General features: G+C 45.3%; 20 protein-coding genes. 5 read left to right on the top strand and 15 right to left on the bottom strand.

Features of this window, described 5'->3' with window-relative positions; genetic code table 11:
• Positions 1-2: 2 nt before the first annotated feature.
• From QUA00_RS06930 to QUA00_RS06865, 14 genes are all read right to left on the bottom strand, one after another.
• Positions 3-1,328 (bottom strand): hypothetical protein, encoded by a 1,326-nt coding sequence (locus QUA00_RS06930; protein ID WP_333307820.1) that lies wholly within the window; start codon positions 1,326-1,328, stop codon positions 3-5.
• Positions 1,329-1,341: 13 nt separating this feature from the next.
• On the bottom strand, positions 1,342-2,574 hold the full coding sequence (locus tag QUA00_RS06925; protein ID WP_333307818.1) for an SGNH/GDSL hydrolase family protein: 1,233 nt from the start codon (positions 2,572-2,574) through the stop codon (positions 1,342-1,344).
• Between the two features lie 4 nt (positions 2,575-2,578).
• Complete coding sequence (locus tag QUA00_RS06920; protein ID WP_333127910.1) at positions 2,579-2,743, bottom strand: DUF5989 family protein; 165 nt, start codon at positions 2,741-2,743, stop codon at positions 2,579-2,581.
• On the bottom strand, positions 2,744-3,151 hold the full coding sequence (locus QUA00_RS06915) for an SxtJ family membrane protein (RefSeq protein WP_333409170.1): 408 nt from the start codon (positions 3,149-3,151) through the stop codon (positions 2,744-2,746).
• Positions 3,152-3,265: 114 nt separating this feature from the next.
• Positions 3,266-5,242, bottom strand: a complete 1,977-nt coding sequence (locus tag QUA00_RS06910) for a carbamoyltransferase (protein ID WP_333409169.1) — start codon at positions 5,240-5,242, stop codon at positions 3,266-3,268.
• A gap of 169 nt (positions 5,243-5,411) precedes the next feature.
• Entirely contained in the window at positions 5,412-5,897 is a 486-nt protein-coding gene (locus tag QUA00_RS06905) for a hypothetical protein (protein ID WP_333409168.1), read from the bottom strand.
• A gap of 321 nt (positions 5,898-6,218) precedes the next feature.
• Positions 6,219-7,139 carry an NAD(+) kinase gene (locus tag QUA00_RS06900; RefSeq protein WP_333409167.1) on the bottom strand — a complete coding sequence of 307 codons (921 nt, stop codon included), beginning with the start codon at positions 7,137-7,139 and terminating at the stop codon, positions 6,219-6,221.
• 366 nt (positions 7,140-7,505) lie between these two features.
• Positions 7,506-9,305 (bottom strand): hypothetical protein, encoded by a 1,800-nt coding sequence (locus QUA00_RS06895; protein ID WP_333409166.1) that lies wholly within the window; start codon positions 9,303-9,305, stop codon positions 7,506-7,508.
• A 41-nt stretch (positions 9,306-9,346) separates the two neighbouring features.
• Positions 9,347-10,042 carry a DUF3226 domain-containing protein gene (locus QUA00_RS06890; RefSeq protein ID WP_333409165.1) on the bottom strand — a complete coding sequence of 232 codons (696 nt, stop codon included), beginning with the start codon at positions 10,040-10,042 and terminating at the stop codon, positions 9,347-9,349.
• Positions 10,042-11,151: an AAA family ATPase gene (locus QUA00_RS06885; protein ID WP_333409164.1), complete on the bottom strand. Its 1,110-nt coding sequence runs from the start codon at positions 11,149-11,151 to the stop codon at positions 10,042-10,044. Before QUA00_RS06885 ends, QUA00_RS06890 begins: the two co-directional genes overlap by 1 nt.
• Positions 11,152-11,196: 45 nt before the next feature.
• Positions 11,197-15,351: a cobaltochelatase subunit CobN gene (cobN, locus tag QUA00_RS06880; protein WP_333409163.1), complete on the bottom strand. Its 4,155-nt coding sequence runs from the start codon at positions 15,349-15,351 to the stop codon at positions 11,197-11,199.
• A gap of 333 nt (positions 15,352-15,684) precedes the next feature.
• A complete protein-coding gene (locus QUA00_RS06875; RefSeq protein ID WP_333409162.1) occupies positions 15,685-16,545 on the bottom strand; it encodes an EamA family transporter in 861 nt (286 codons plus the stop codon).
• The gene (locus QUA00_RS06870) at positions 16,542-17,279 is read right to left on the bottom strand and encodes an ABC transporter ATP-binding protein (RefSeq protein WP_333147456.1); all 738 of its coding nucleotides are present in this window, start codon (positions 17,277-17,279) and stop codon (positions 16,542-16,544) included. The genes QUA00_RS06875 and QUA00_RS06870 overlap by 4 nt, the downstream gene beginning before the upstream one ends.
• A 207-nt stretch (positions 17,280-17,486) precedes the next feature.
• Positions 17,487-18,299 carry an ABC transporter ATP-binding protein gene (locus QUA00_RS06865; protein WP_333147458.1) on the bottom strand — a complete coding sequence of 271 codons (813 nt, stop codon included), beginning with the start codon at positions 18,297-18,299 and terminating at the stop codon, positions 17,487-17,489.
• Positions 18,300-18,514: 215 nt separating this feature from the next.
• On the opposite strand from QUA00_RS06865, the gene QUA00_RS06860 reads away from it, so the two are divergent.
• The 5 genes from QUA00_RS06860 (at position 18,515) to QUA00_RS06840 (ending at position 23,187) form a co-directional block, all read left to right on the top strand.
• A complete protein-coding gene (locus tag QUA00_RS06860; protein ID WP_333147460.1) occupies positions 18,515-19,381 on the top strand; it encodes a HEAT repeat domain-containing protein in 867 nt (288 codons plus the stop codon).
• Between the two features lie 46 nt (positions 19,382-19,427).
• Positions 19,428-19,730, top strand: coding sequence for a hypothetical protein (locus QUA00_RS06855; RefSeq protein ID WP_333409161.1), 303 nt, complete (start codon positions 19,428-19,430; stop codon positions 19,728-19,730).
• Positions 19,731-20,195: 465 nt separating this feature from the next.
• Positions 20,196-20,384, top strand: a complete 189-nt coding sequence (locus QUA00_RS06850; protein ID WP_333147463.1) for a hypothetical protein — start codon at positions 20,196-20,198, stop codon at positions 20,382-20,384.
• A 4-nt stretch (positions 20,385-20,388) separates the two neighbouring features.
• A complete protein-coding gene (locus QUA00_RS06845) occupies positions 20,389-21,246 on the top strand; it encodes a Uma2 family endonuclease (RefSeq protein WP_333409160.1) in 858 nt (285 codons plus the stop codon).
• 72 nt (positions 21,247-21,318) lie between these two features.
• A complete protein-coding gene (locus tag QUA00_RS06840; protein ID WP_333409159.1) occupies positions 21,319-23,187 on the top strand; it encodes a tetratricopeptide repeat protein in 1,869 nt (622 codons plus the stop codon).
• 257 nt (positions 23,188-23,444) lie between these two features.
• Here the strand turns inward: QUA00_RS06840 and QUA00_RS06835 are convergent, their stop codons facing one another.
• Positions 23,445-26,156, bottom strand: a complete 2,712-nt coding sequence (locus tag QUA00_RS06835; RefSeq protein WP_333409158.1) for an ABC transporter substrate-binding protein — start codon at positions 26,154-26,156, stop codon at positions 23,445-23,447.
• Positions 26,157-26,177 lie beyond the last annotated feature (21 nt).

The raw sequence follows: 26,177 nt of genomic DNA, 5'->3' as shown, positions 1-26,177 counted from the left end.
TTTTATTTCGACTCTCTTACTACTTTAATAATTGAACTAGAAACATAGTTTGCCAATACTTCGTCTCCGACTGAATTATAGTGGCAGCAGGCATCTTTGTAAACCGTCTCTTTTGTATTATCTAAAATATTCACTGCGCTAAAAACATTAACCCCAGCTTTTTGCAAATCATCGACTTTAGACAACAATACCGGATAACCTTTTTTCACCCCTTCAATGTAGGGACTCTCTGTGTTAATCGCGATTTCCTTTTCCTTGGCGGTAAACGCTCGCTTAGTAGGATAATACTGGTTGGGCTGGATAAAGTGAAAATACTTAATCTTTCTACTTGATAAAATTTGATTCATCCCGATCGACGATTGGTACCACATTGATGCCATTTTGTCAAAAGCAGCGGCATCCTGCAAAACAGAGTCAGCTTTGGGAATGTACACTATACTGCTATTTGCCGTGTCTGGGTTGGATGGTTTAACTTGCGAATCGTACTTGAGCACTGCTTGCTGGTAATTGTTGACTAATTGTTTCACCTGTAGCGAGGTGACAGCGTGACACAAAGCAAGTTGACAAGTTTGCAATTTGTCAATACCTGCTTTCAATTGTTTTTTGGTTTCGTTAATTTTCACTATGGAACTCATCACTTCTGGCGACAAGTTATTGCTCGCTAAACCTGTTAACGGCTGTATGTGCTGAACGCTGGGCATTCCTATTTCAACTTGGGCTTTGTTGTTTAAATTTGACAGTGCTACTTCGTTAAAACCGTCAATATTGATGACTATATCTAACTCTTGACCCAAAGCCAAAAAGTAATTTAAAATTAACAATTGTTGCGGCTGTTTGTAGCCTCCGTTGCCAAAATTTAAAACAATAATTTCCTTGTTGGCAAATTCTCGATAAGTCTTCAATTTGTTAGACAATCGACGATTTACGTATTCAGCAACGGCAAAATTATTTGCAACTGAACCGCCAAAAACTCCGATGATAACTTGATTTTTATTGGTTTTCACAACCGGATATTCGTAGAGGGAAAAAAAACCCTGTTTGTTGACTTTTAACTTTAATTTTTCATTAGTGAAAGCACCTTGTTTTAGCACATACCCAAAAAGGGGGTGCAGTCTTTCTACGATAGATTCATCAAGTCTAATACCGATCCTTTCAATATCTTCTACTACTTTTTCTTTGGCTTTAGTTCGGGTATAAAAAAACTGCTTTTGGTTGATAAAATAAAAAGCTAGCGACAAAGCTTCCAGACAAATAAAGGCGATCGCCAAATTAACCGCGATTATAATTAATATGTTTTTGCTTTTTTTTAGCGCCGTTGAATCTTTCATGAAATTTGACTGATTACGGTTGTTTTTTGGGTACTTGAGACTGCTTCAAATTTTCGCACAAATTTCGGTTAATCAGGATACTAGCCAGCCGATGTCCGAGTTCATTCCAGTGACCCCCACAGGGTACAGAATTCTCAAAACCGTGGGCGCAGACTTGATATTTTTCAGTGTAACCTTGGATCTGTTCGGATAAATTCAGTACCCGAAAACCCTCGCGCGCGCCCAATTTTTCCAGCCGCCTATCGGGATAAAACAAATCCTGAATGTTGTTCTTTGTCATAAAATCTTTTCGCACCGGGGCCTCCGGTCTAACTTGCGTCGGATCGCCGATCGTCACAAGCAAGAAATCAGCATTTTTCTGCACGACTTCATTCCGCATCGTCACAATCAAACCCTCTGTCACCCTCCAAGCCTCTTGCCAAGCTGCATTCTGAGGTTCCTTGAGGTTTTGGGTACTTAAATTGGTAAAATCCTCAGATAACTCGCGCTTTTTCCTTTCTAAGTCTACTTTTTTAATAACCTGCAAAATGCGCGAATTGTTGACTAGCCAACTTGGCATCCTGTCTACGAAGGAAACTGCTCTTTCGTTGCGATCGATCGGCGGCAGATTGCGAAAAGACATATCCGGTACTAACTTGCCACTAGAATCATAAGCAAAAAATGGTCGGTAGCGATCGTATTCCAGTTTCGGAGAATTATTTATCACATCATTGCCAATAAAAAAAGCAAGAATTACAATATCAGGATTGTAATCCCACACTTTTTTTCGCAGCATAATTAATTCTTGAGCAGTACCGTAGCCCTGCACCCCGAAATTAATTACCTCAACATTTTTGCGTCCCTTAACAGCTTCGCAGTTGCCTAACTTTCGTTCCAATTTTGACCAGAAAGTTTGTTCGACAGGTACGTGAATTGCTTCGGTGAAAGAATCGCCCAAAACCGCAACGCGCAAAGTATTTGGAGGTTTTGCTTTTGTATGTTCCCGATCGCGCAAACCCTCGCTATTCACCTGCACAAAACTCGCACCTTCCCCATTCCACTCGCCCGACACACCAGGTTTCAGCTTCCAGCCCAAATTCGGATCGGAAGTGTGAAAACGAGTTGGCGCAGAGTCTGCGAAATCTCCTATTTTTGGATAGCCCTCAACTTTAGCCACTCGCAATCCAATTTCACCAATTACCACCCCCATCAATAAACCGCCGAGTGTCAAACCCAAATTGACACCCAAATCTTTCAACTTGCTCATTATTTCAAAACAGGGTGTAAATAAATGGAGCAATCACAGAACCCTGACTCAATACAATCAAAGCTCCCAAAAAGACTAAAGTCACAATGAGCGGCAACAGCCAATACTTTTGGCGTTCTTTCATAAACGCCCACAAATCTTTGATAAAATCTAAAGTTGCTTCAAACACTTAGAAAGGACGCTCCATACTAACTTTTGTTCTTGCTTTACTTGGGACGCGGTAAGTATCCATTTTAGGATTGAGTTTTCGCCGCATGGCATCTTCGCCGAAAATGTTTTTGATCACTCCCATCGGCCAAACTATCAGGTAAAAAACTATCCCTAGGACGATCGGCGTTTCGATTTTGTTAAGAATAATTCCAAAGCGCATCCACCCGTGATAAACGGGATTAAGCGATTTCGGCGCCACCAATGCTAGCAGCACCATCACCCCGCAGATTGCCCAAGGCCACCAAGGTAGAGAATGCCGCCGCAGTAAAGGTACTGCTAAACCGAACAGCACTGCAATCAAGCCGCCAATTAGCAGCCCGAAATCGCGCAAGCCTTTTTTGTCGAGTTTTTTAATTTCGTCGCTCATTAGAAATGGGGAATGGGGAATGGGGAATGGGGAATGGGGAATGGGGAATTAGTTATTAGTTATTAGTTATTCGTTCCAACTAATAACTAATGACTAATGACTAATGACTAATGACTAATCTAGTTCAAATTCATTTTTCCAAGCATCATCTTGTTTCCAAGGAATTTGTTCGGACTTGGGAAGCAAGTAATTTTCCAAAACCAGATAGTCCATTTCGGTTCGCATGAAACAGCGGTAAGCATCCTCTGGAGTGCAAACAATGGGTTCGCCTCGGACGTTGAAAGAAGTATTTACCACAATAGAACAGCCCGATCGCTTTTCAAAATGGCTGATTAAGTCATAGTAGCGAGGATTGGTTTCTTTGTGAACAGTTTGGATGCGAGCCGAGTAATCGACGTGGGTGACAGCCGGAATCTCGGAACGCGGAATGTTGAGCTTTTCAATGCCAAACAACTGCTCTTGTTCCGCAGTCATCGGAATGCGGAGACTGGCTTTGACAGGTGCTACTAATAGCATATAAGGGCTAGAATGGTCAATCTCGAAATAATCCGCCACTCGTTCGGCTAAGATTGACGGCGCAAAAGGTCGAAAAGATTCCCGATATTTAATTTTCAGGTTCATCACGGACTGCATTTTAGCACTGCGGGGATCGCCAATGATCGATCGACCGCCCAGAGCCCGCGGCCCAAATTCCATCCGCCCCTGGAACCATCCCACCACATTTCCCTGTTCCAAAATTTCCGCCAACTGCGGCATTAATTCGGCATCATCTAATCGGTGATAGCTGGCTTTGACAGCATCCAAATATTCCAGAATTTCTGCGTCAGTAAACCTCGGCCCCAAATATGAGCCCCGCATTTGATCGTGACAAGTTAAATGAGCAACAGACTTCGCCACAGTTGCCACCGCTGGGTTTGCAGTGAGAACTTCAGTCCTCTCCTCAACCGCTGCGTTTGTAGTGATAAGTTCAGTTTTGAGGGATTCTATACTATTTGCTGTCGAGTTCGCGCTCACAGTGCGAGTTTGTTCGCAATACTGATACCAAATCGCCAAAGCCGCGCCCAAAGCACCGCCAGCATCTCCCGCCGCCGGCTGAATCCAAATATCTTTGAAAATACCTTCCCGCAAGAGTCTGCCGTTAGCAACACAGTTGAGAGCAACGCCGCCGGCAAGACAAAGATAATCGACATCCAATTCTTTTTTAACTGTTCTGCAAAGTCGCAAAACAACTTCTTCGGTAACAACTTGAATGGAAGCGGCAATGTCCATTTCCCGCTGAGTCAATTTTCCTTCAGCTTGACGCGGTGGCCCTTCAAATAGTTCGTCAAACTTCTTATTTGTCATGGTTAAGCCAACAGTATAGTTGAAATAATCCATGTTCAAACGGAAAGTTCCGTCATCTTTGAGGTCGATTAAATAGTTGAGAATCTTGTCTACATACTTGGGTTCGCCGTAAGGAGCTAAACCCATGAGTTTGTATTCACCAGAGTTGACTTTGAAGCCGGTATAATAGGTGAAAGCTGAATAAAGCAAACCCAAGGAGTGGGGAAAATCGATTTCCCACTGAGGTGTAAGTTGGTTCCCGTCTCCCAACCAAACTGAGGTTGTGGCCCACTCGCCCACGCCGTCGAGGCACAAAACGGCTGCTTTTTGAAACGGGCTGGGGAAAAATGCCGATGCTGCGTGGGATTGGTGGTGTTCGGTAAATAGCAGAGATGGCAGTTTATTTGTTTTGCAGTTTGCTATTGCTGCCAAATCTCTTTTGAGCATGGTTTTGAGGTAAAGCTTTTCTTTGAGCCATATCGGCATGGCTGCTAGGAAAGAGCGAAAACCTTGGGGTGCGTAGGCTAAATAGGTTTCGAGAAGGCGCTCGAATTTGACTAAAGGTTTGTCGTAAAAAACTATTCGATCGAGTTCCCGCAAATCTATTTTCGCTTCTTTCAAGCAATAAGCGATCGCATTCTTAGGGAATCTGGCGTCATGCTTTTTGCGGGAAAATCTTTCTTCCTGCGCTGCTGCTATAATTTCTCCGTCGCGAATTAAGGCTGCGGCGCTGTCGTGATAGTACGCCGAGATTCCAAGTATGTTCATCGCTCTCCTCACAAATCGCAATGCGTTTGCTTTTGACTATTTAGAATAGCTAACGATTATAGCTGCATAAGTGCTGATTGGGAATTGAATTTTGCGATCGCCTCTAATTTTACCTGGATCGATGTCGGTGGGCCGCCTTCGGACGATCGGCTGTTAGAGAGCATTTAAGCTAGCGCCGGCGTATCCTGCGCCCCCAAGCTCTGAAGTAAGTGACGACCGGGAATTGATAAAATTCACCTATCAACCACAGCACAATGCCTAAATGCGACAAAAAAGCTAAGCCTGTCCAAGCTAGGGGCAGCCACGACAACCGGCTGCCGGGAACCGGGGGAAAATAGTAAGCTGAAAGTCCCAGCAAGGTAGTGGGAAGGAAAATTAGACCCAAAGCCGCTGCCAAGTAGGGCCATCCGAATTCTACGCCTTCGAGGTGGGCTCCTATCCACTGTTTGCCGTTCCAGTGCCAAGTTACGGGCGGTTGGCGATCGGCCATTTGGAGCGATTGTCTTTCAACGCTGGCGGTATAAATGTGCTGGCAGAAGTTGCAAGCTAGGGCGTCCATCAGTGCTAGGGTGGAAATTTGACCGGTGCGGCACACGGGACAGGGATAGGTATCTTGAGGGTTGAAAGGTCGGGTTGATTTTTTGAAAATCTGCATAGATTAGGCTGTTTGTCAAGATATTGAGCGATCTTAACAAAGTACAGAGATTATGGGTTGGGTAAGGTGGGTTTTGCCTGTAAAATAGCATCCTGTAGGGGCGGGTTTTACGAATAATATTTAATGACCGCAAACCATCTATATAAACCCGCCCCCACACAACTAATAACCCATATCAACCTTTCTTTCGCTCGAAGCATAAAAATGTAAATTGCGATTTATGGCCTTGTGGGGGCGGGTTTATGAGATTATTGATTTTAGGCGATTATTGTTGGTAAAACCCGCCCCTACAGATTAATAATTAATGGTGGATGATTCGGATTAATTGCGGTGATTGTTGCTGTACCGAATTCTGGCTCCTGCCCAGTGAAGTTTTTCCCTCAAAGTGTTGAAATAAGAATAGTTTTCCCGCAAAATGATAAACTTGGCTTCGCAGTCTGCCCTCCGCACGTCTACGCGGTGTCCTGGCCAAATTGCAGTACCTAAAACCCCGTCTGTCCAGAGTTTGGTACTGAGTTCGTAATCTGCTAAAGGCCAAATGCTGACGACTGAACCGGGCGGCAGGACGATCGCCCGACTGGATAAACTCAAAGGGCAAATTGGAGTAACTGCGATCGCCTCCATTCCTGAGTGCATAATCGGCCCGTTGGCAGATGCGGTGTAGCAAGTCGAACCGGTGGGAGTTGCCACAATTAAACCGTCACCTTGATATTGATCGACTACTTCGCCGTCAACTTCCATTTCTAGAATACAGCTCGGCATTCGATCGGCTGAAGCAGGTTTGACGCACATTTCATTTAGTGCCAAAAATCGATCGCTTTGGGGTTCGAGATTGCTTCTGTTTCCCTCAAAAACTGTTGCCTGCAACATCATCCGCGTCTGCACAGCATACCTGTCTTCCGAAAGTCTGTCCCAAATCTCCTCAGTATTTTGGAAATCATCAAAAGACTCGGTTAAAAAACCCAGATGTCCCCCCACATTCGCTGCCAAAATCGGGATGCCGTCAGCCGCCAAATTCCGCGCCGCAGCTAGGGCAGTACCGTCGCCGCCGAGCACTACCGCTAAATCTATTGGGCTGTTACTAGAAGCTAAAAACACCGGATACGGGTTATCTTTGGGGCCACTCGGCCCCATTAAAACCTGACACCCGCGACTTTCTAATTGGCGGGCACACTGTTCTGCCCACCGCTGGCTGAGGGTATCTCTGGCTTTGTGGGCGATAATTACTTGTTTTAGTTGCACAACCTATCGATTTTAGATTTTAGATTTTGGATTTTGGATTGTTAGATTTTAGAGTGATCTCACAATCTATCGATTTTGGATTTTGGATTGTTAGATTTTAGGCTGAGCGAAATATCTTAAAATGTTCGATCGCACAAATTGGTTTTGGACATCAGGTTAGATTTTAAACTATTTTTGAGCATTGCGAGGCAGAGCCTGTGGATCTGTGTTACCAGGATTTGCCTGGTAAAAAGAAAGCCGGGAATAAGAAATATTATTATGACTGCATTTCCACATCTTCCGACTTCCCTCGGACTGACATCCGTTACATCCGTTACATCCGTTACATCCGTTACATCCGTTACAGAATCCGTTGCCGAACTTCCTTCACCCGTCGCTGCGGCTGGATTTGGGCCGTGGCCAGATAATGCTGGAATCGGCAGCGAGTAGGCTAGAAACTGCGCTCGCCCCAAAGCGGTTGAGGTGGCTGGGGTCCAAAAAATAGTCGTTGCGGCCAGGCCACCGCTGCGACAAGTCGCGGAAAGCGAAGCCTTTTTGCCGCGAGAGTTGCTGCATTCGCTGCCGGAACTGCTGTTCTGCCCGCAGGCGAGTTCCGTCTAAGTAGTCGTCGGTGAGGGGCAAATTGACGAAAATCAGGGGAATTTTGCGAGCTTTGGTAAATGCTACAACTGAATTAAAGGCAGTTGCTTGTTTGCCTCCGAGGTTGAAGTTTTCGTAGTCGCGATCGTACTGGCCTGAAACGTAAGCGCGTTCTCGATAATAAGTGTTGGGATTGTACTTGCCCGACATAGCCATGAATCCGTTGGAGTCGATCGAATCTGCCAATTGGTTGAGTTGTCGGATGGCTACTGTTGTGCGTCGCGAGACTGGAATCACTTGTGCTTTTTGGGTTGCTGCATCTGCTGCGATCGGTTTTAACTCATATTTTGCAGCCTTCTCAGCAACGGGCAAGATGCCCGTTCCACTAGATAGGAATTTGATTGTGGGGAGTAGGGGTTGGGTGTTAGCAACGGGCAAGATGCCCGTTCCACTAGATAGGAATTTGATTTTGGGGAGTAGGGGTTGGGTGTTAGCAACGGGCAAGATGCCCGTTCCACTAGAGAGGGATTTGATTGTGAGGAGTAGGGGTTGGGTGTTAGCAACGGGCAAGATGCCCGTTCCACTAGATAGGAATTTGATTGTGGGGAGTAGGGGGTGCGCGTCTTGCCCGCCCGTGAAAGGTCGATCGACAGATGCCCATGCTTTGCGGAAAGTATTTTTAGCGCAGGGCTGCGGGAATCTGTAACACTGGGGAATCACATTCGGTTCATCCAACTCCAGTTCGGGGCGAACGCCTGCGGCTATAAGTTGGCTGCCTTCAGAATCGAGGATCGAATTAAAAGTGCGATCGTCCCGGCCGCTGTTAAATGCGCGCACACCATCCGCCCAGACAATCATTTGAGGCAAATGATCCGGCTTCAAAAGCCGCCGCAGTTGAAAGTCAACTACTTGTGCAGTTGCACCGTTGACTGAAAAGTTAAATACTTTTAAGCCCGGACGGCCCCTTTGGGCCAAAGATTGTTTTAGCTGTTTGGGATCTACGCCCTGCAATGCGCGGGAACTGCCGACAATCAAAACATCTGGTGGCCCGACGGCAGCAACGTAGGATAGGTAAAGTTCGAGTTGTTCGTTGAGTAAATCGCTGCTGAAGCTGACTGTACTGGCTTGCGATCCGTTTGCGCCCGCTTGCTGTTGGGAATAAACCAGGTTTCTCATGTACTCCACCACTTTTTTCTCCGCAAAAGCCCGCCTGGGACTGCCGGGGGGAACGGCTTGCATCCAGGCGACGGCCTGCACCCACAGGGCGGCTACTTCGTCCCAGTCTTCTTTTGAATTGGCTGATTGAGCCAAATTAGAAGCTTGGGTGGCAAAGTTAACTGACTCCGTGAAGGCATCGTTTTGGGGGCATGAGGGAACGCTGAGGGATTTTCTGGTTTTGTTGGGGTTTTGAGCTAACAGAGACGTTGGCGACTGCGCTAGGACTGTGGATTCGATCGAACCCGATGGCCCTGCGGTGTTGGGTGGCTTCGTTGACGAACATCCCAAAGTTACGGCTAATACAGCGGCTGCGGCGCAGGTACGTTTGAGGATGCTGGTGCTGATGCTAGCAATGTAGCGGCGAATCATAAAGCTTTCAGCGATCGCGAAACATTACTAGATATTACTCATTATTCGGCGGATCGAGCAATTAGCTCAAACAGATGTTTTAACCATTCAATAAAAATTAAGGCGATCGGGCAATCGCACCTGAGCACCTGCGCTGTTATTGCTTGTCCCATCGGCATTGCAGGCGTTTTCTGCCATGCCAGCCAAGTGTGGATTAGCGCTTTGGGATGATGAGTTAAAGTGTAGCGGTTAAGTCCGGCTTGTTCGATCTCTTGTAAAATTGCTTCTGCTTTCGGATGCAGGGTGTCGCCAGGAGGGATGAGATAGGCGACAAAATCTTCTAACATTCCAGGAAGTTGATTGTTTGGCATCAACCAAACTCCGACGCGAGGCAAGTATGGATCTGAAGGTGTGCAAACCCAGCCTTCGGGAGGGGGAGATTGCGGGATGTCTCGATAGCCGATCGAACTCAGTTTATCTTTAAGAGATTGCCACCGCCCACTTAAATTGCGATCGGCATCTACCACAATTCCCAACGTGCGTAAATTCTCTGCTTTCAATCTTTCTGGCAAGCCATTTAGCAGCGCATCAACTCCTTCTGTACTTCCTTCTCTACCTTCTTCTTGCGGTACTTCGACGGAAAATGTTTCTGGCAGTTGATATTGCTGGCACAAAGCCCAGATTACGTGTCGGTCATTCTTACCTTCTACCAATAACTGTTGAGGTTTTGATTGAGGAGGTTTTCGTGCTTTTGGCATCAGCGCACCTCGATACTTTGGCGCACTGCAACGGACAATTCATCGGGAGTGTATTCAACTGCACGAATATCCTCGCCGCGCCGGCTCAAGCGAAATAATTTGCCAACCGAACTATCTTCTGACTGTTCTAAGGCTTCTTGAAATGCGGCTATACAATCCCAACTGTGGGTAGTTGCAAAGACTTGAACGTTCAATCGCTGTGCTGTTTCAAATATCAATCGCCACATATCAGTTTGGGTTTGATAGTAAAGACCTGTATCAATTTCATCAACCAACAAAAACCCATTCTCTGATGAGACGGCTGCCATTGCTATACTAAGAATTCGTTGCATACCCTCTCCCATACTGCCTAGAGGAACTGGGTGAGGCTGTCCCCGAAGTTTAAGCAAAATACCACTATTAGAAGTCTGGCGACTGGTGAAACTAATCCGTTCCACATCCGGCTCCAGAATTTGCAATGCTTCTACTACACTTTGTTCTTTCGGTGTGAGTGTTATTCTATCCCACAGTAGAGACAGTTGCTGAAAGCTTCTCTTAGTGGTTGTCAGAAAATAATTTTGATGGCTGCTCCTTGTAGGAACAACTAACTGAGATGTGTTGCCCAACTCCAAGTAACGCCAATCGCCAGTTCTATCAGTACGGATAGGAATTCTTATTGGGGTATACTGTCCGTAGGAAACAACTAGCTCAGCGACTAACTCTCCACTTGGAACTAAATCTTCAAATCCTGGAAGTGTAAGTTGTTGGAGAATACGATTAGGCTGAATATTCAATGAAAGCAGATGCTCTTTTGTAGAGCAGATATCAATAGCCAGATCGAAGTTATTAAGTTGATGTCCGTAAAAAATATGTAAAATATGATAATAATAACGCCTAGAAACGACTTCGCCATTTCTTTGTCTAGAACGATCGAGTGTTATTTCACCTCTGCTATTTAGCACCTCAAACAGAAAGGGAATATTTCCTTCATTAACTAATAAATAAATGGCTTCCAAAAAAGTAGTTTTACCGCTATTGTTCTGACCGACTATCAGATTAACCCTAGCTAGATCGTCGATATGAAAATCTTTAAAACAGCGATAATTTTGGATGGTGAGATCGCGCAACATTGATTCCTCGCATATTAACTAAATTCTATCATTTCTCCGTTCAGACTAGAAACCAGTATGGGATTCGAGGACTGCTTCGGCTTGCAGGGCGATCGACCTCAATTTATCCAATGTATCCTGGTTCGCACTCTGCCACAACCCCCGCTGACGAGCTTCTAGCAATCTTTCCGCCATATCTCGCAGTGCCCAAGGATTGTTTTCTTGAATAAATGCCTGCACTTTCTCATCAAAAATGTAAGCCTCTGCGATTCCTTCATACATAAAATCCTCTACACAATTTGCCGTAGCATCGTAAGCAAACAAAAAATCTACAGTTGCTGCTATTTCAAAAGCGCCTTTATAACCGTGTCGCATCGCACCTTCTATCCATTTGGGATTCACAGCCCTGCTGCGATAAACCCGCGCAATTTCTTCTCGCAGTTGCCGCACTTTCGGATTCTCAGGAATCGAATTATCTCCGAAATAGGTTTCAGGATTTTTGCCTTGCAAATTGCGAATTGCGGCCGTCATTCCGCCTTGGAATTGATAATAATCGTCCGAGTCGAGGATGTCGTGTTCGCGGTTGTCTTGGTTTTGCAGAACTATTTGCATTTGACCGAGGCGTTGTTCAAATGCTTCGGGTGCAGAACATCCCCATTCACTCTGTTTAACTCCTGCTACATCTCCCGGCAAATTTGAGGAACTAGAGGAGGTATAGGCGTAACTGCTCCAATTAATGTAAGCTTTTGCTAAATCGCTGTCGTCTGTCCAGTTTTGAGCTTCAATTATGCCTTGAAGTCCTGCCCCGTAAGCACCCGGTTTTGAGCCAAACACTCGAAATTGCGATCGCCCTTGCGCCTCTTCCTGACTCAAACCTGTAGATTCCCAATACAAAATCTCTTCCTTAACTTGTGCTGCTAAAGGGTTGTCTTCTGCTGATTCGTCTAAATCTGCCACAGCTTTTACCGCACTATCAAACAAATCAATTAAATTAAAAAAAGCATCGCGGAAAAAGCCAGAAATTCGCAAAGTAACATCAACCCGCGGCCGCCCCAAAACAGAAACGGGCAAGATTTCAAAATCTACAACCCGGCGCGAAGGGCCATCCCAAACTGGTTGAACTCCTATCAATGCTAGGGCTTCGGCGATGTCGTCTCCCCCTGTCCGCATGGTGGATGTTCCCCACACTGACAAACCCAAAGTTTTCGGATATTCGCCGTTTTCTTGGGTGTATCTTTCGATTAAAGTTTCAGCAGCAACTCTGCCAACTCTCCAGGCGGTTTCTGTGGGAATCGCGCGGATATCTACTGAGTAAAAATTCCGACCTGTGGGCAATACATCTGGTCGGCCACGAGTGGGCGCGCCGGATGCGCCGCTGGGTATGTGCCGCCCATCTAGTCCGCGCAAAAGGTTGGTAATTTCTTGGTCTGTTTGGAGGAGTGAAGGTAAAAGATAGTTATTTATCCAGTTTAATTCTTGTTGGGTCGCTTCTCCAATTTGCGGATTTGTAACCGCAGATGAACGCGGATTGACGCGGATGTTTTCGATTAAGTTATCTACTAATTCAGCGGCTTTTTCTTCGAGTTCTGCTGTTAAATCGCCTGCTGTGCGGTGCTGAATTATCGACATTGGATCGCAGGTTAAGGGGTCGAAATCGTAGCCTGAGTCTTCTGCTAGGGCGCGGGTTAAGCCCGATCGCCCGTTGGTGGGATGGCGGGCGATCGCAATTATCAAATCTCTCAACTGTCTACCTTCGGGACACTGCCCGAAAATGTGCAATCCGTCACGAATCTGGGATTCTTTGAGTTCGCAAAGATAGCCATCTGTGCGGGTGATAAATTCTGTAAATTCTGATTTATTTAGTTGTATTCCTAAGTCTTTATCTAAGTTTTCTTTGTTGGTGAGGGCGAGAATGCGATCGCGAATCATGGGCAATCTGGACGGATCTAAACTTTGGGCTTCGCAATACTCGTCGATTAAGGTTTCCAACTGTTGCAAAGGCCCGTAGAGTTCGGCGCGAGTCATCGGCGGCGTCAGGTGGTCGATAATCACAGCTTGCGATCGTCTTTTTGCCTGGGAACCTTCCCCCGGATCGTTGACAATGAAGGGATAAAAATTCGGCATCGCGCCTAATGCTACTTCTGGATAACATTTGTTAGACAAGGCTATACTTTTACCGGGAAGCCATTCTAAGTTGCCGTGTTTTCCAGCATGAATTATAGCGTCAATTCCCAATTTTTCTCGCAACCAATAATAGTAAGCTAGATAATTGTGAGTTGGTTCTAAGTCTGGGGCATGATAATTTAACGCGGGGTCAAGTTCGTATCCCCGCGATGGTTGAATTCCTACAAATACATTACCGAACTGAATCCCCGGAATCGGAAAAGACGTATTGTTACTTATAAAGTCTTGTGCATAGCTTCCCGGAATCCCCCATCTTTTACAAATCCCATCTTGCACTTCCTGCGGCAAACTAGCAAAATATTCTTCATATTCTGCCAAATCCAAAGATTGATGAACAGGCCGCAATTCGCGTCCTTCGGGGTCATTTGTCACGCCAGAAGTCAGGAGTTCAATTAACTCGTTGCCACTAGCCGGGATGTTTTCAATTTGATAGCCAGCTTGCTGCATAGCTTTGAGGATTTCGACACAGCTAGCGGGGGTATCTAAGCCGACCCCGTTGGCTAAGCGGGCGTTGCGAGTGGGGTAATTTGCCAGAATTATGGCGATGCGTCTGTTGGCGGCTGGGGTTTGTTTCATTTTCACCCAATTCGCGGTTAAATCTGCTACAAATGAAATGCGATCGCCCGCTGCTACATAGCCTACTACATCTGTTTCTAATTCGCTGTTCCAAGTCTGTACGGCTTTAAAAGAAACAGCCCTAGTAATGATTTTTCCGTCTACTTCTGGCAATGCTACATTCATCGCCACATCGCGGGGCGAAAGTCCCTGAAGTTCCGTTTCCCACTGTTCCAAACCGCCACCGCTGAAGATTGCTTGCAATACTGGAACGTCTAAGGATTTTAAGCTGTTTTGTTGCGGTTCTTGACTGCTGAAACCGGAGACGGCAAAACTTGTGGTGTTGAGCAATAATTGAATTGGTTCTGATTCTTTAGGTTGGAAATATTCCAGCAATTCTATTTGCAAATCTGGTTCCCGCAGAGAAGACACAAAGACGGGAACTGGTACTAAGTTTCGCTCTGCTAGAGCTTGACAAAGTGCATCAATTGGTGCTAAGTTTCCTGATAAATAATGAGCGCGATAAAATAATATTCCGACCGTAGGGGCGGTGCCCCCGTGCCCGCCCTCGTCGTGCCTTTTAGGGAGTGTTTCCCAACCCGGAGATCCCCCCCAGCCCCCCTTAATAAGGGGGGAGCAAGAAGTTGTCAAAGTCTCCCTTGTTAAGGGGGATTTAGGGGGATCTGAATCTGGTGGTAAACCCGGAGATCCCCCCCAGCCCCCCTTAAGAAGGGGGGAGCAAGAAGTTGTCAAAGTCCCCCTTCTTAAGGGGGATTTAGGGGGCTGAGCGTCGGTTGGTAAACCCGGAGATCCCCCCCTGCCCCCCTTAATAAGGGGGGGGCAAGAAGCGGTCAAAGTCCCCCTTATTAAGGGGGATTTAGGGGGATCTGAATCGGGTGGTAAAGTTTCAAAACACTCCTCCCCGCGCCCGATCCAATCATAAATTCCGACGCGGGAGACTGTTTGAGGTAGCGGTGGATTATAAGCAGTTTTCAGGCAAGTATCGGCGGCAAATTTGAGTGCGTTAACAAAGTTTTGGACTCCGCCTTCTGTGAAGTAGCGCCACAGTTTATTGACTGCTGACAGCGATACATTGGAATGGCTGATTAAATCTGGATCGGGACTGTCTTCTCCCGGCATTACAATCAGTGCTGCGTTAGTTTTCTGCACTGTTTCCCGCAGAATCTCTAAGCCGTAAGACCAATAAGAACGCCCTCCTAACAGTCTTAAGATTATGACCTCTGCGCGTTCTAAAACTTCCTCTGCATAAGTATCAATTGTTAGTTGTTGCTGCAACTGAAGCAGATTTACTGCGCGCACTTTGGGAAAATTTGCCGGCATTTTGGATGCGGCGGCTGCGAGAGTTTGAATGTCGGTGTCAGCAGCACTAATAAATACTATTGGTGCAGGGGTTTGCTGAATAAAAATTACTCCTTCTGATTGAGGGTTCCAACCTCCGGGCGTGGCTGCTATTTTGTGCATTAATTTTTTTTATTTTAATAAATAGTGAGAGAAAGTGCGATCGCCTTGAGTATAACATGACTTATACATAAATAGAGGCTAGAGCGTGTTTCCCAACCCGGACATTCCCGGCAAACCGAGAGAGGGCGGGCACGGAGGCACCGCCCCTACATTCGGGGGGAGAATGAGCGTCAATCGATTTTAGATTTTAGATTTTAGATTTTAGATTTACCCCACGGATAAATGCGGGGGCAATAAGTGATTTTCGATTTTCGATTTTGGATTGATTCCACGGATAAATCACGTGGCGAATACCCTCAATAAATTCGTGGTCAAAGTCCCGGAAATCTCAAACTATAAACTGATCAATAAAACTCCCAAAATCATGATTCCGGCCCCTAATAATCTTTGTTGAATATCTTTTTCCTTAAAAATGAAATGACCGAATAATACACCCATTAACACGCTAGTACGCTTAATCGCGATCACTTGCACTACCAAAGTTAATGTCAAAGCTTGCATTTGAAAAAGCACTCCAATAGCATTGAAAGACCCCATAGCAGCTAGCATTGGTAATTGTTTGAGAATTTTTCGCCCTGAATTTGGGGTTTTGTGCAATAAAACTGGCAGTAGCAAGACACTGATTGTACCAAACAAAGAGAATACCCAAAAAATAGGGGATGAATTTGTAACTCCTATTTTGTCAAAATTTGAGGCAATACTCCATAGTAATGCGACGATTAACATCAATTTGGGTCCTGGTTCATTCAGCAGTGCTTTGAATGGGGCTAAATATCCTTTTGATTTCTCTTTTATATTTAATAAATAAGAGCCTCCTACGATTAGTAAAATGCCAATATAATCAAAAAGTTGGGGATATTCACCGACAATTAACGGTGAAGTTACCAACATGAATAATGGTGTCAAAGCTACCAGCGGTAGTGTTAGGGATAAATCTGATACTTTGATGGCTTTGATGTAGAGGAGGGATGTGACAGCGTTGATGCTACCTCCGATTAATAGGGCAAGCCAAAATTGAGAGTTTAATGGCGGAATTCCTGTATATAATACCCAGGGAATCAAAAAGATGACTGAAAAAAATGAGAGAGACCAAGCGACGACATATTCGTCACTTTTTTTGAGGTTTTGTTTCCCAAAAACGTCTTTGACGGCTTCAAAAAAAGCGGTCAAGAGTCCTAAAATTAACCAAGTCATCCTAAATATGCGCTCCTGACTCGCTCGTCGTTTAGCAACTCCGCTCCCATACCTGTGAGAGTAATGTTACCAGCTTCTAGCACGTAACCCCGATCGGCAATTTGCAGTGCTAAACTGGCGTTTTGTTCGACTAAAAGGATTGTAACGCCTGTGGAACGCAGGTTGTGAATAATTCCGAAAATTTCTTTGACGATCGCGGGTGCTAAGCCTAAACTAGGCTCGTCTAATAGTAGCAGTTTGGGGCGCGACATCAACGCGCGGGCGATCGCCAGCATTTGCTGTTCCCCGCCGCTGAGGGTTCCTGCTAGCTGGCGGCGTCTTTCTGCTAAGCGCGGAAATATCTCAAATTGGCGCTCTAAATCGGCTTTTACTGCCGCCGAGTCCGATCGAATATAGGCCCCTAATTCTAAGTTAGTTAACACCGTTTGCTGCGCCAAAACCCGCCGCCCTTCTGGACTGTGGGCGATTCCCAATTTCACAACTTCGTGAGCTTGGCGGCGGCTAATGTCGCGCCCGTTATAAATAATTTGTCCTTGTCGCAAATTAACTATTTTAGAAATCGCTCTCAATGTGGTACTTTTGCCCGCACCGTTGGCACCGATGAGACTGACAACCTCGCCTGCATTAATCGTGAGATTAATATTTTGTATGGCTTGAATGCCACCATAATTTACCGAAAGATTCTTGAGTTCTAAGAGGATATTTTGAGATATTTTGGGTGGGCTTTCGTGCATTTTCTGTGACTTTGAGGTAGATTCCGATTTACCGTTGGGTGGGGGCGGGTTTATGAGATTGTTATTTTTAGGCAATTATTGTCGGTGAACCCGCCCCTACAGAATGTGTAATAATGGTGCAATATGTGATTTTTTAATATTACTCTTAGTCCGCGTAGGCGGACATTGTTTGTGTAGACGCGATTTCCAATCGCCGGGTTTCCTTAGTTATTTTTCATCTCCCAAATAAGCCTCAATCACAGCCGGGTCATTCCTCACAACAGCAGGCTCGCCCAAGGCAATAAGCTGACCGAAATGCAAGACGGCAATGCGATCGCACAATCCCATAACTAGCGGTACATGATGCTCGATCAATATTACAGTTAAATTGAATTGTTGTCGTACTTCGCGGATAAATTCGCTTAATTTGTGCTTTTCATTGGGATTCATCCCCGCTGCCGGTTCATCTAACAAGAGTATTTGCGGTTCTAGGGCTAAAGCGCGGGCAATTTCTAAGCGCCTCTGGTCGCCGTAGGACAAGTTTTTGGCTTGTTCGCCCGCGCGATCGCCCAATCCGACTAACTCCAACAATTCTAAGGCTTTCCGCTGGGTTGTGCGTTCCATTGCGTTAGATGCTGGCAAGCCGAAAATCCCCGCCAGCACCGATAAAACTGGATTGCCCGATCGACTATGGATGTGTCGGGCGATCGCCACATTTTCCACAGCAGAAAGTTCCCCAAATAACCGGATATTTTGAAAAGTTCTGGCAATACCTTTATTGGCAATTTGATAAGGCTTCAATTGGGAAATATTTTCATTTTGATAAATCAGGTTGCCACTAGAAGCAGGTATCAGTCCAGTCATGAGATTAAATAGAGTTGTCTTGCCCGCGCCGTTAGGGCCGATTAATCCAAAAATTTCGTGTTTTTGAACTGTGAAAGATACGTCGTTTACCGCAATTAAACCACCAAAACGACGAGTTAATCCTTTGGCTGCTAAAACAGGATTGCTTGTTGAGAGGGTAAGGGGTTCGGAAATCATAAACACATCATAGAACGAATATAAGATATCTCATTATGCCTTAGACTGCCGAATGTTCTTAAAGTCCCCCTTTTCAAGCAGTATTTAGGGCGATCGATTTCACCACGGACAAGCACAAATTTAGATGCCCCGGAGTCCTGAAACAGTTTGATGAGAATGTATACACAATTATTCCAATGGCTGAGACGGCTCATCAAACACAAGGATTCTAGCCCATGACGAAGCACTGCCGACAAAGATTAGCTGCCGTAATTGCCCTCTCGTTTCTATCTTTCACATCGCCTTTGCTGTTGACTCGCAATGCTGCGGGTGGAATTGGGGAGGAACCCACAGCTAATCCCAAACAGATTGCCTCCCTCACCGACAAGTTAAAGAGTAACAATGAAACGGCACTTGATGCAGCTATTAAGCTGTTACGAAAAATAGGTGAACCCGCCATCCCTGATTGGATGGAAGCTTTGCAGGATCAGAATTTGTCAGTCGGCCAGAGTGCTGCTGAGGTTCTAAGACAAATTGGTTTTCCTGCTATTCCTGCCTTTGTCAAAACCTTGAAAGACTCAGATGTGTCGGTGGGTGCAGAAGCTAAAATTGCACTGCCGCAGCTAATTCTGTTGCTGAAAGACTCCGATGCAACTGTGCGTAGCCGTGCAGACTATGCTTTGGGAAGGATGGGTGCAGAAGCTAAAACTGCTGTGCCGCAGCTAATTCTGTTGCTGAAAGACTCCGATGCCACTGTGCGTAGCCGTGCAGCCAATGCTTTGGGAAGTATCGGTGCAGAAGCTAAAATTGCACTGCCGCAGCTAATTCTGTTGCTGAAAGACTCCGATGCCACTGTGCGTAGCCGTGCAGACTATGCTTTGGCAAGGATGCGTGCAGAAGTTAAAACTGCTGTGCCACAGCTAATTTCCCTGCTTCAAGACTCAGATGCAACTGTGCGTAGTAGTGCAGCCAATGCTTTGGGGATGATTGGTGCAGAAGCTAAAACTGCACTGCCGCAGCTAATTGTCTTGCTGAAAGACTCCAATCCAAATGTGCGTAGTAGTACAGCCTCTGCTTTGAATAAAATCCGTGCAAAAGCTTAAACTGCACTGCCGCAGCTAATTGTCTTGCTGAAAGACTCCAATCCAAATGTGCGTAGGTAGTGCAACCTCTGCTTTGAGGAGGATTGGTGCAGAAGCTAAAACTGTTGTGCCGCAGCTAGTTCCGCTGCTGAAAGACTCCGATGCAAATGTGCGTAGCCCTGCGGCCCCTGTCTTGCTAAGTATTGCTCTTCACCTTCAAGAAAAAGCAAAGACGCTAACTTCACCGGAGTTAAATCAGGCTGTATCAAACCTAGAATCAGCATTGAAAATTTTGGCACAACCTGAAGCTAATTGCTCACAATCAACGATCGCAAATCTCCGTGTATATAGCGGTTCTCAAGCGTGGTGAGGTATGCCCACGGAGGCCTATGCCCACGGAGGCCTATGCCCCCGGAGGCCTATGCCCATGAGTACCTCATCTTTCTGAGAAAGGCTATACATCAATGCTCTCAAAGCTGAACAAAGCAATCGCCCCTTCATCAAATCACTTCCCAAAAATGCCTACATCTGGGGAATTTACATATTTGTCCTCTTGGGAAACTTTGCCATCAACCCACTGCGGCTGCTCAAAATCTACGAAACCTTAAAACCGAAATAGCCGGCGACAGAAACATCACCGTTTTGCTAGCCCAACTTTCTGGCAACCCACTCATTGCCAAGAAAGAAGGCACAACAGACGGCCATTCACCAGCTAATTTTTTTGAGTTAAGGCTGCACTATTTAAACCCAATAAACCGCAGCGGAACAGAGGATAAACTCAGCGATTGCACCGCTAGATATTAACGACCAAGATGAGAGTTAATGGCAATATTTATTGAAGGTAGCCGACTCCCCAAATTCATCAGAAGCGATCGCAGGCTTTCTGTTAGCAGTAAAAAATTGCTATCTCGATAAAATTCCCGGTGCAAAAGATACCGACTTTCTGCAGCAAGAAATCACATCGCGCTATAATATTACAATTGCCGTACCGCTTCAATCTCCTCAAGCCGTCTCGCCCGGGTAATCTTATGACGATGTACGTACCGGATTCGCAGCATTCCCAGACAAAAGTCCTCCCTACGATGTACGATCTACCCAGTGAAGACCCGGAGGAACCAGGTTTGCCTGACGAATATCATCGGTGGCAAGCACAACTTTTGTGCGATAGCTGCCTCCCCTCTAATTATCCACCCGATCGCCTCTTCTCGGCCAGCGATCTCAATCTATACTACGACTCCAACCATCCCAATTGGTACAAAAGACCCGATTGGTATTTAGTTGTGGGGGTTTCGAGATTTTACCAAGACAGAGACTTGCGCCAAAGTTACGTGATTTGGGACGAAGCAGTAACTCCTTTAATTGCGATCGAATTTCTGTCACCTGGTACGGAAGATGAAGATTTAGGACTGACAGAATCAGAACCAAACAAACCGCCGACTAAGTGGCAGGTTTACGAAATAATTTTGAAGATTCCTTATTACTTTGTTTTTAGCAAATACAACAACCAATTGAGGGTATTTCGGTTAATTGGCAACCGTTACCGCGAACAATTGTTAACAGGTTCTCGATTTTGGATACCGGAAATACAGTTAAGTTTGGGTTTGTGGGAAGGTGCTTTCCTGCAAAATCAAAGGTTGTGGTTGCGCTGGTATGATATTAATGGCAATTTGATTCTGACTCCAGAAGAATTTGAAAGACAGCGAGCTCAATTGGAAAGCCAACGAGCCGAGTTTGAAAGGCAGCAAGCTGAAATTGAAAGACAGCAAGCTGAATCAGAAAGGCAACGAGCCGAGTTTGAAAGGCAACGAGCTGAATCAGAAAGAGAGCGAGCAAATCGTTTAGCCGATCGACTGCGAGCAATGGGCATTAATCCAGATGAGCTGTAAAATTAAATAGCAGCATGAAATTGTGCAAGCTGCAAGCGCTGTCGATAAAAACTTATTAACTAAAAATAAATTATGCCTGAATCTACCTCATTGCGCGATCGCTACCTAGCACTAATCGACAAAATTGTCGAAATCACCCTCAAAGGTCAAATTCGCTCCAAAGAACAAGTTTATCAAATGCTGGTGCAAGACATTAGCACCGGTACTGGCGAAATATTTGAACGCTGTTTCGGCGAACGCCTTGATGCCGCCGAAAATCAACTCAGAAATGAAAAAGACGAAATCAAACAAGCAAAGGCAAATCGCAGCCTCCGAGCGCTCAAAACCATCCAAGGAGAATGGGAACGCTGGCAGAAAGATAACCGCGTCGATCGCGCAATTGCATCCTCAATCCAACAAATCGTTACCGCCGAATCTAACGCCCGCCTCCTGGCATTATTGCAAGTAATCGATCCGAATAAAGAACATCCGCTGACTCTCGATCAATTGCAGCAATTAGCCAAATCTCTGCACCAACAAATGCTGCAAACTTCTAATCCCGAAACCGAACAAGATTTGCAGCAAATCACCGCCGGCATCGCTAAAGGTTTAGAATCTTGGCAGCGTTTGGAACCGGAACTTGTGGGCTGGATTTATCAGCCGCAGCAGCTAGGATTTGCCGGTAGTCCCGAACAAAATGGGCCTTGGGCTTTTTGGGCTAAAAAAGTTAACAGTCCCTTTCCCCAGGCTCTTTTGAATACTATTGCGCTAGGTGAATCTGTAGTTCAATTCGCAGCCCAGCAATCGAATTTAGATTTAGGCATATTGGTGGAAGTGGCGATTATTTTGCAGTGCTTGCAGCGGGCGTTGGCGACATGGTTTGACAAGCAAGTTTACGATTCCAAAGTGTCAACAAAAGCTTCAATTTCTACTTACATTACTTTTGCGGTAATTTGGAGTCAGCTAGCTAGTGGGTTTAATAATTCTACCAAGAGCGGGGAGCAGTTGGCAAATGCTTGTTTTCAAGTAACTTTGCAAATTTTGCGCGCTTTTTCTCAGCGAGAATACTTTCCACTTTACGGGGGGATTTTCGCTTCCTTTGATGGTAAAGCTCTGCGGCATACTTTGGATTATTTAGACGAACCGCTGCGCCGAGTTGAGGGCACTCAAGCAAAAGCTCGGATTCTGACGCTTTTGGGTTATTCGATGCAGGCGGCTGGGGCCTACGAGCGATCGATCTTGCTGCACAAGCAAGCGCTGGAAATTGCCCGTACCGAAGGAGACAAAGCTTGTGAAGTTGCCAATCTCAATCACATCAGCCGCAACTATGTTGCTCAAAAAAATTATCAGGAAGCGATTAATTACAGCCAGCGGGCTTTAATTATGGCACGACAAGCGGGAGAGCGACAAGGCGAGGCAAATGCTCTGGCTAATTTGGGTTACAGCGAAGTGTTTCAAGCGCGGCAGTTGGAGGAAGTGGAACCAGAGGTTTATGAGAGTGCGATCGGTTATTTGGAACAAGGTTTGTTGCTATCGGAAAGATTGGGAGACAGGCAAAGTCAAGCTTTTTGTTCCAGCAGTCTCGGTATCGCTAAAATCGCCCTGGAAAATGCTGAAGGTGCGATCGAATATTTGCTCAAAGGTTGGCAAGCGGCTCAATTCTCAGGGGATTTATATTTGCAAGGTCTGAATTTGGCTTACTTGGCTCAAGCTTATTACAGAATCAACTCACTAGAAAAAGCGATATTTGCCGGCAGTTTGGGGATGTATACTTTGGAGCAAATTGGTGCGATGGAGTGGCGTCAATCGGCTGGTTTGTTGACAATTTTGCGGGGTCAAATGGGGGCGGAATCTTTTAAACAAGCTTTGGCGAAAAGTCGAGCGAATATCATTCCGGCGATCGGTGTTGATGGCTACGATTACATCCCGGAGTTGCTGGAAAAATATCAGCAATCTATTTAATATCAAAATCGCTCGGCGGTTGAAACCGCTACTATACAAACGAAGTCCGCCTACGCGGACTAAGAAATTCTTCAGTCCGCGCAGGCGGACTTTGTATGTGTAGCCGCGATTTCAATCGCCGGGAATTATCATATCATGTCCGATCGATTAACCATAATATCCCGGTCGGGGCGGGTTTTTGAGATGGTCAATTATTAGTAGGTATTGTTGGTGAACCCGCCCCTACAAAAACCGCGGTCGCTCGACCGGACATGATATCACTCATTCTCCAGTTTAAAATCGAGACCATTACTACCTTTAAATACCTTGACGAGAACTGGTTTTTGGCCTTCGCGCTCACCGTTAACAAAACTTAGTGGACTTCCTGAAGTTTCATTTGCTGTAAGATTAATAGATTTGAGGTTTTTCAATACAGCATCGCGGGAGGGTTTTTGAGCCACAGGCAGAGCTTTAATTAAAGCTTGAGTCGCATCATAACTGGTTGCTGTGCGCCAGCTAACATTCCCTTTCCATCTTTCCTTAGCTTCAGCAGCAAATGTTTTTGAATTTTTTTGATCTCGAAACCAAGGTACAGCTAAAACCAAACCTTCCACAGCTTCTCCGCCGTCGAAAATCTTTGGATTGTACAAAGCATCCGCTCCGAGTAGCTGTAGCTTTTTGGTTCCAGACTGGCTTAGTTTTTCCTGGGCGCTGGCAATTTCAATTGCCACAGAAATTGTCTCTGTGTCTGGCAACAATACAGAGGCATTAGCTTGATTATTAAGCATTGTTGCAACTACGCCAGAAGCATCCAGTGCAGGATAGGTCAAATCAATCGGCTCTCCTACAACTTGTCTACCGTCTTTTTCAAAAGAGTCTGTAAACGCCTTTGTTAGGCTATCACTATATGTATTATTAGGGTTATTGCAAATACCAACTTTTGTGTATTTTTTGGCATAAATAGCTAATTTTTTAGCAGTTTCTGTGTCGTTCGGCACGGTTCTGAAAAAAACCCGGCTCTCCGGTTGAGCGCTAGTGAGTGTAGGGCTAGTGCTAGTGGTAGTGGGGGAGATTATGGCTAGCTCACCTGTTTGATACTGAGGTAGTGCAGCTTCCGTAACTGTACTGGTATTGTGTCCAATCACTCCCATAATATCTTGGTTTTTTATGAGCTTTTTAGCAACTTCTTCTGCTTTCTTGGGGTCATTCCCATCCTTAGCTATTAGAATCTTCAAGAATCGGTTCTGTTTTTTGTCGTTGAATTTATATTGTGCTTGTGCAACTCCTCGCAAGATTTCCTGAGCGATTTCGTCTTTACTATCCAGAGGTACAACTACTGCAAGAGTGACTAATTCTTTCTTTTCCTTGTTTCCGGATTTCTGCTCTTTCAAAGCTTTGGCATTATTGAAATAAATTTCTACTTCTGGATCTTTACGATCGGCTATTCTCGCTTTTTTAAAAAACCTATAAGCTTCTTCATATTTATGTTTTTTGAAAGCTTCAATACCTTTATCTCGATTAGAATTTTCAATGCCCTTAAAGAGAGTCCGCTCACCTCCGCTAGATAATTTATCATTCACATCCTTAATATGCCAGTTAGACCCGCCGACTACCAAAACCAAACCCACTAGGCTTACACAAATTGTTGAGATCAAGTGGCCCTGGCTCTGACGAATTGTTGAGATCAACTGGCCCTGGATCTCTCGCTCTTTCAATTCTATGCTTTTCATTATAAAATCATTGTCTTCTGGGCTTAATGTTTTACCCTCATACCATTCGCGTGCCTTAGTTAATTTTTGCCCGCGCAACAGTTTGGATTCGGGTCGATTATTAGCAAGCCATTGCGTTATTTCGTGTTGGTAAGGTCGCTGATTCTGTAGCTGATTTGATATCTGACTTTCGACCGATCTTAGCTGTTGTTTAAGCCATTGAAAATTAAAAATAATCCGATAAATAGGATTGTAAATCCTTAGTTTACTATCCTGTTTAACGACCAACCCTGATAACAGCAATTCTTGTTGTTCATAACTGTCATCAGCAGGGATTTCATCATTATCTAAAATTTGCTCATATAGCCTTAGTAATCGATCTACACTTTGCAGACGGGAGAGTATGTGACCAATACCACCGGGAACAATGCGAGCGTGTATAGTCCTCAAATGCTCCGGGTTATCCTGGGATTCCCAGTTTTGGACAATCTGCTGTTTCACCAATTGTTCTACTCCCGATGCCTCCATACCATCTGTTATAAGAGCGCAAAGTTTTTGGGTAAGAAAAGGTTGCCCACCCGTCCAAGCTAAGACCTCTTGCAGTACCGCTTGGGGATTGCTAACTCTCCCCTCTAATCCCTGAAGCAAAGGTCTAGCTTCATCCAGATGAAAGCGCTTAAGCTCAATTGCCGTACCAATATTAAACGAGGTGATCTTTGGATCTGCGATCAATTCTGAGATAGTAGCTACCCCTAACAGCACGAAAGTTATACGCTTGAATTCTGGTTGACTAGCCCCTTGGTTAGAACAACTTCGGATCAATGCGAAAAAGTCATCTAGCTTGCCCTTGAGGCTATTACTGAGCACAGAGTCGATTTCATCTACAAAAATGACAATTTTGTTGGGATGAGGAACCAATTTCTCTTCAATAAATTTTCTCAATCGATACACCGCCGACTGTTCACGATAAAGATTGCACCAGCTAGTGACATTAAAATCGGGGGGATTTATGCGTGTTGCCAGACAATCGATCACCGTTGCATACCATTGATCTATTGTGATATCCTTGCCGATCATATTAAGGTCAATATCAATACAATCAAACCCTTCTGTTTCCAACCGTTGCATTGTTCTCACTTTCAAACTTGATTTGCCAGTTTGTCGCGGACTCAGGACATAACAAAACTTCCCTGATATCAATGCTTTGTATAAGTTTTCATCTGCCTCACGCTCGACGTATGTGGGCGAATTGAGGGGTAAATTTCCTGAGAATTCGTACATAAATTAATTCTCCAATTACTG

The organism is Microcoleus sp. T2B6 (genome assembly GCF_036700475.1).
Lineage (GTDB): Bacteria > Cyanobacteriota > Cyanobacteriia > Cyanobacteriales > Microcoleaceae > Microcoleus.
This window is presented reverse-complemented; position numbering and strand designations above follow the sequence as displayed.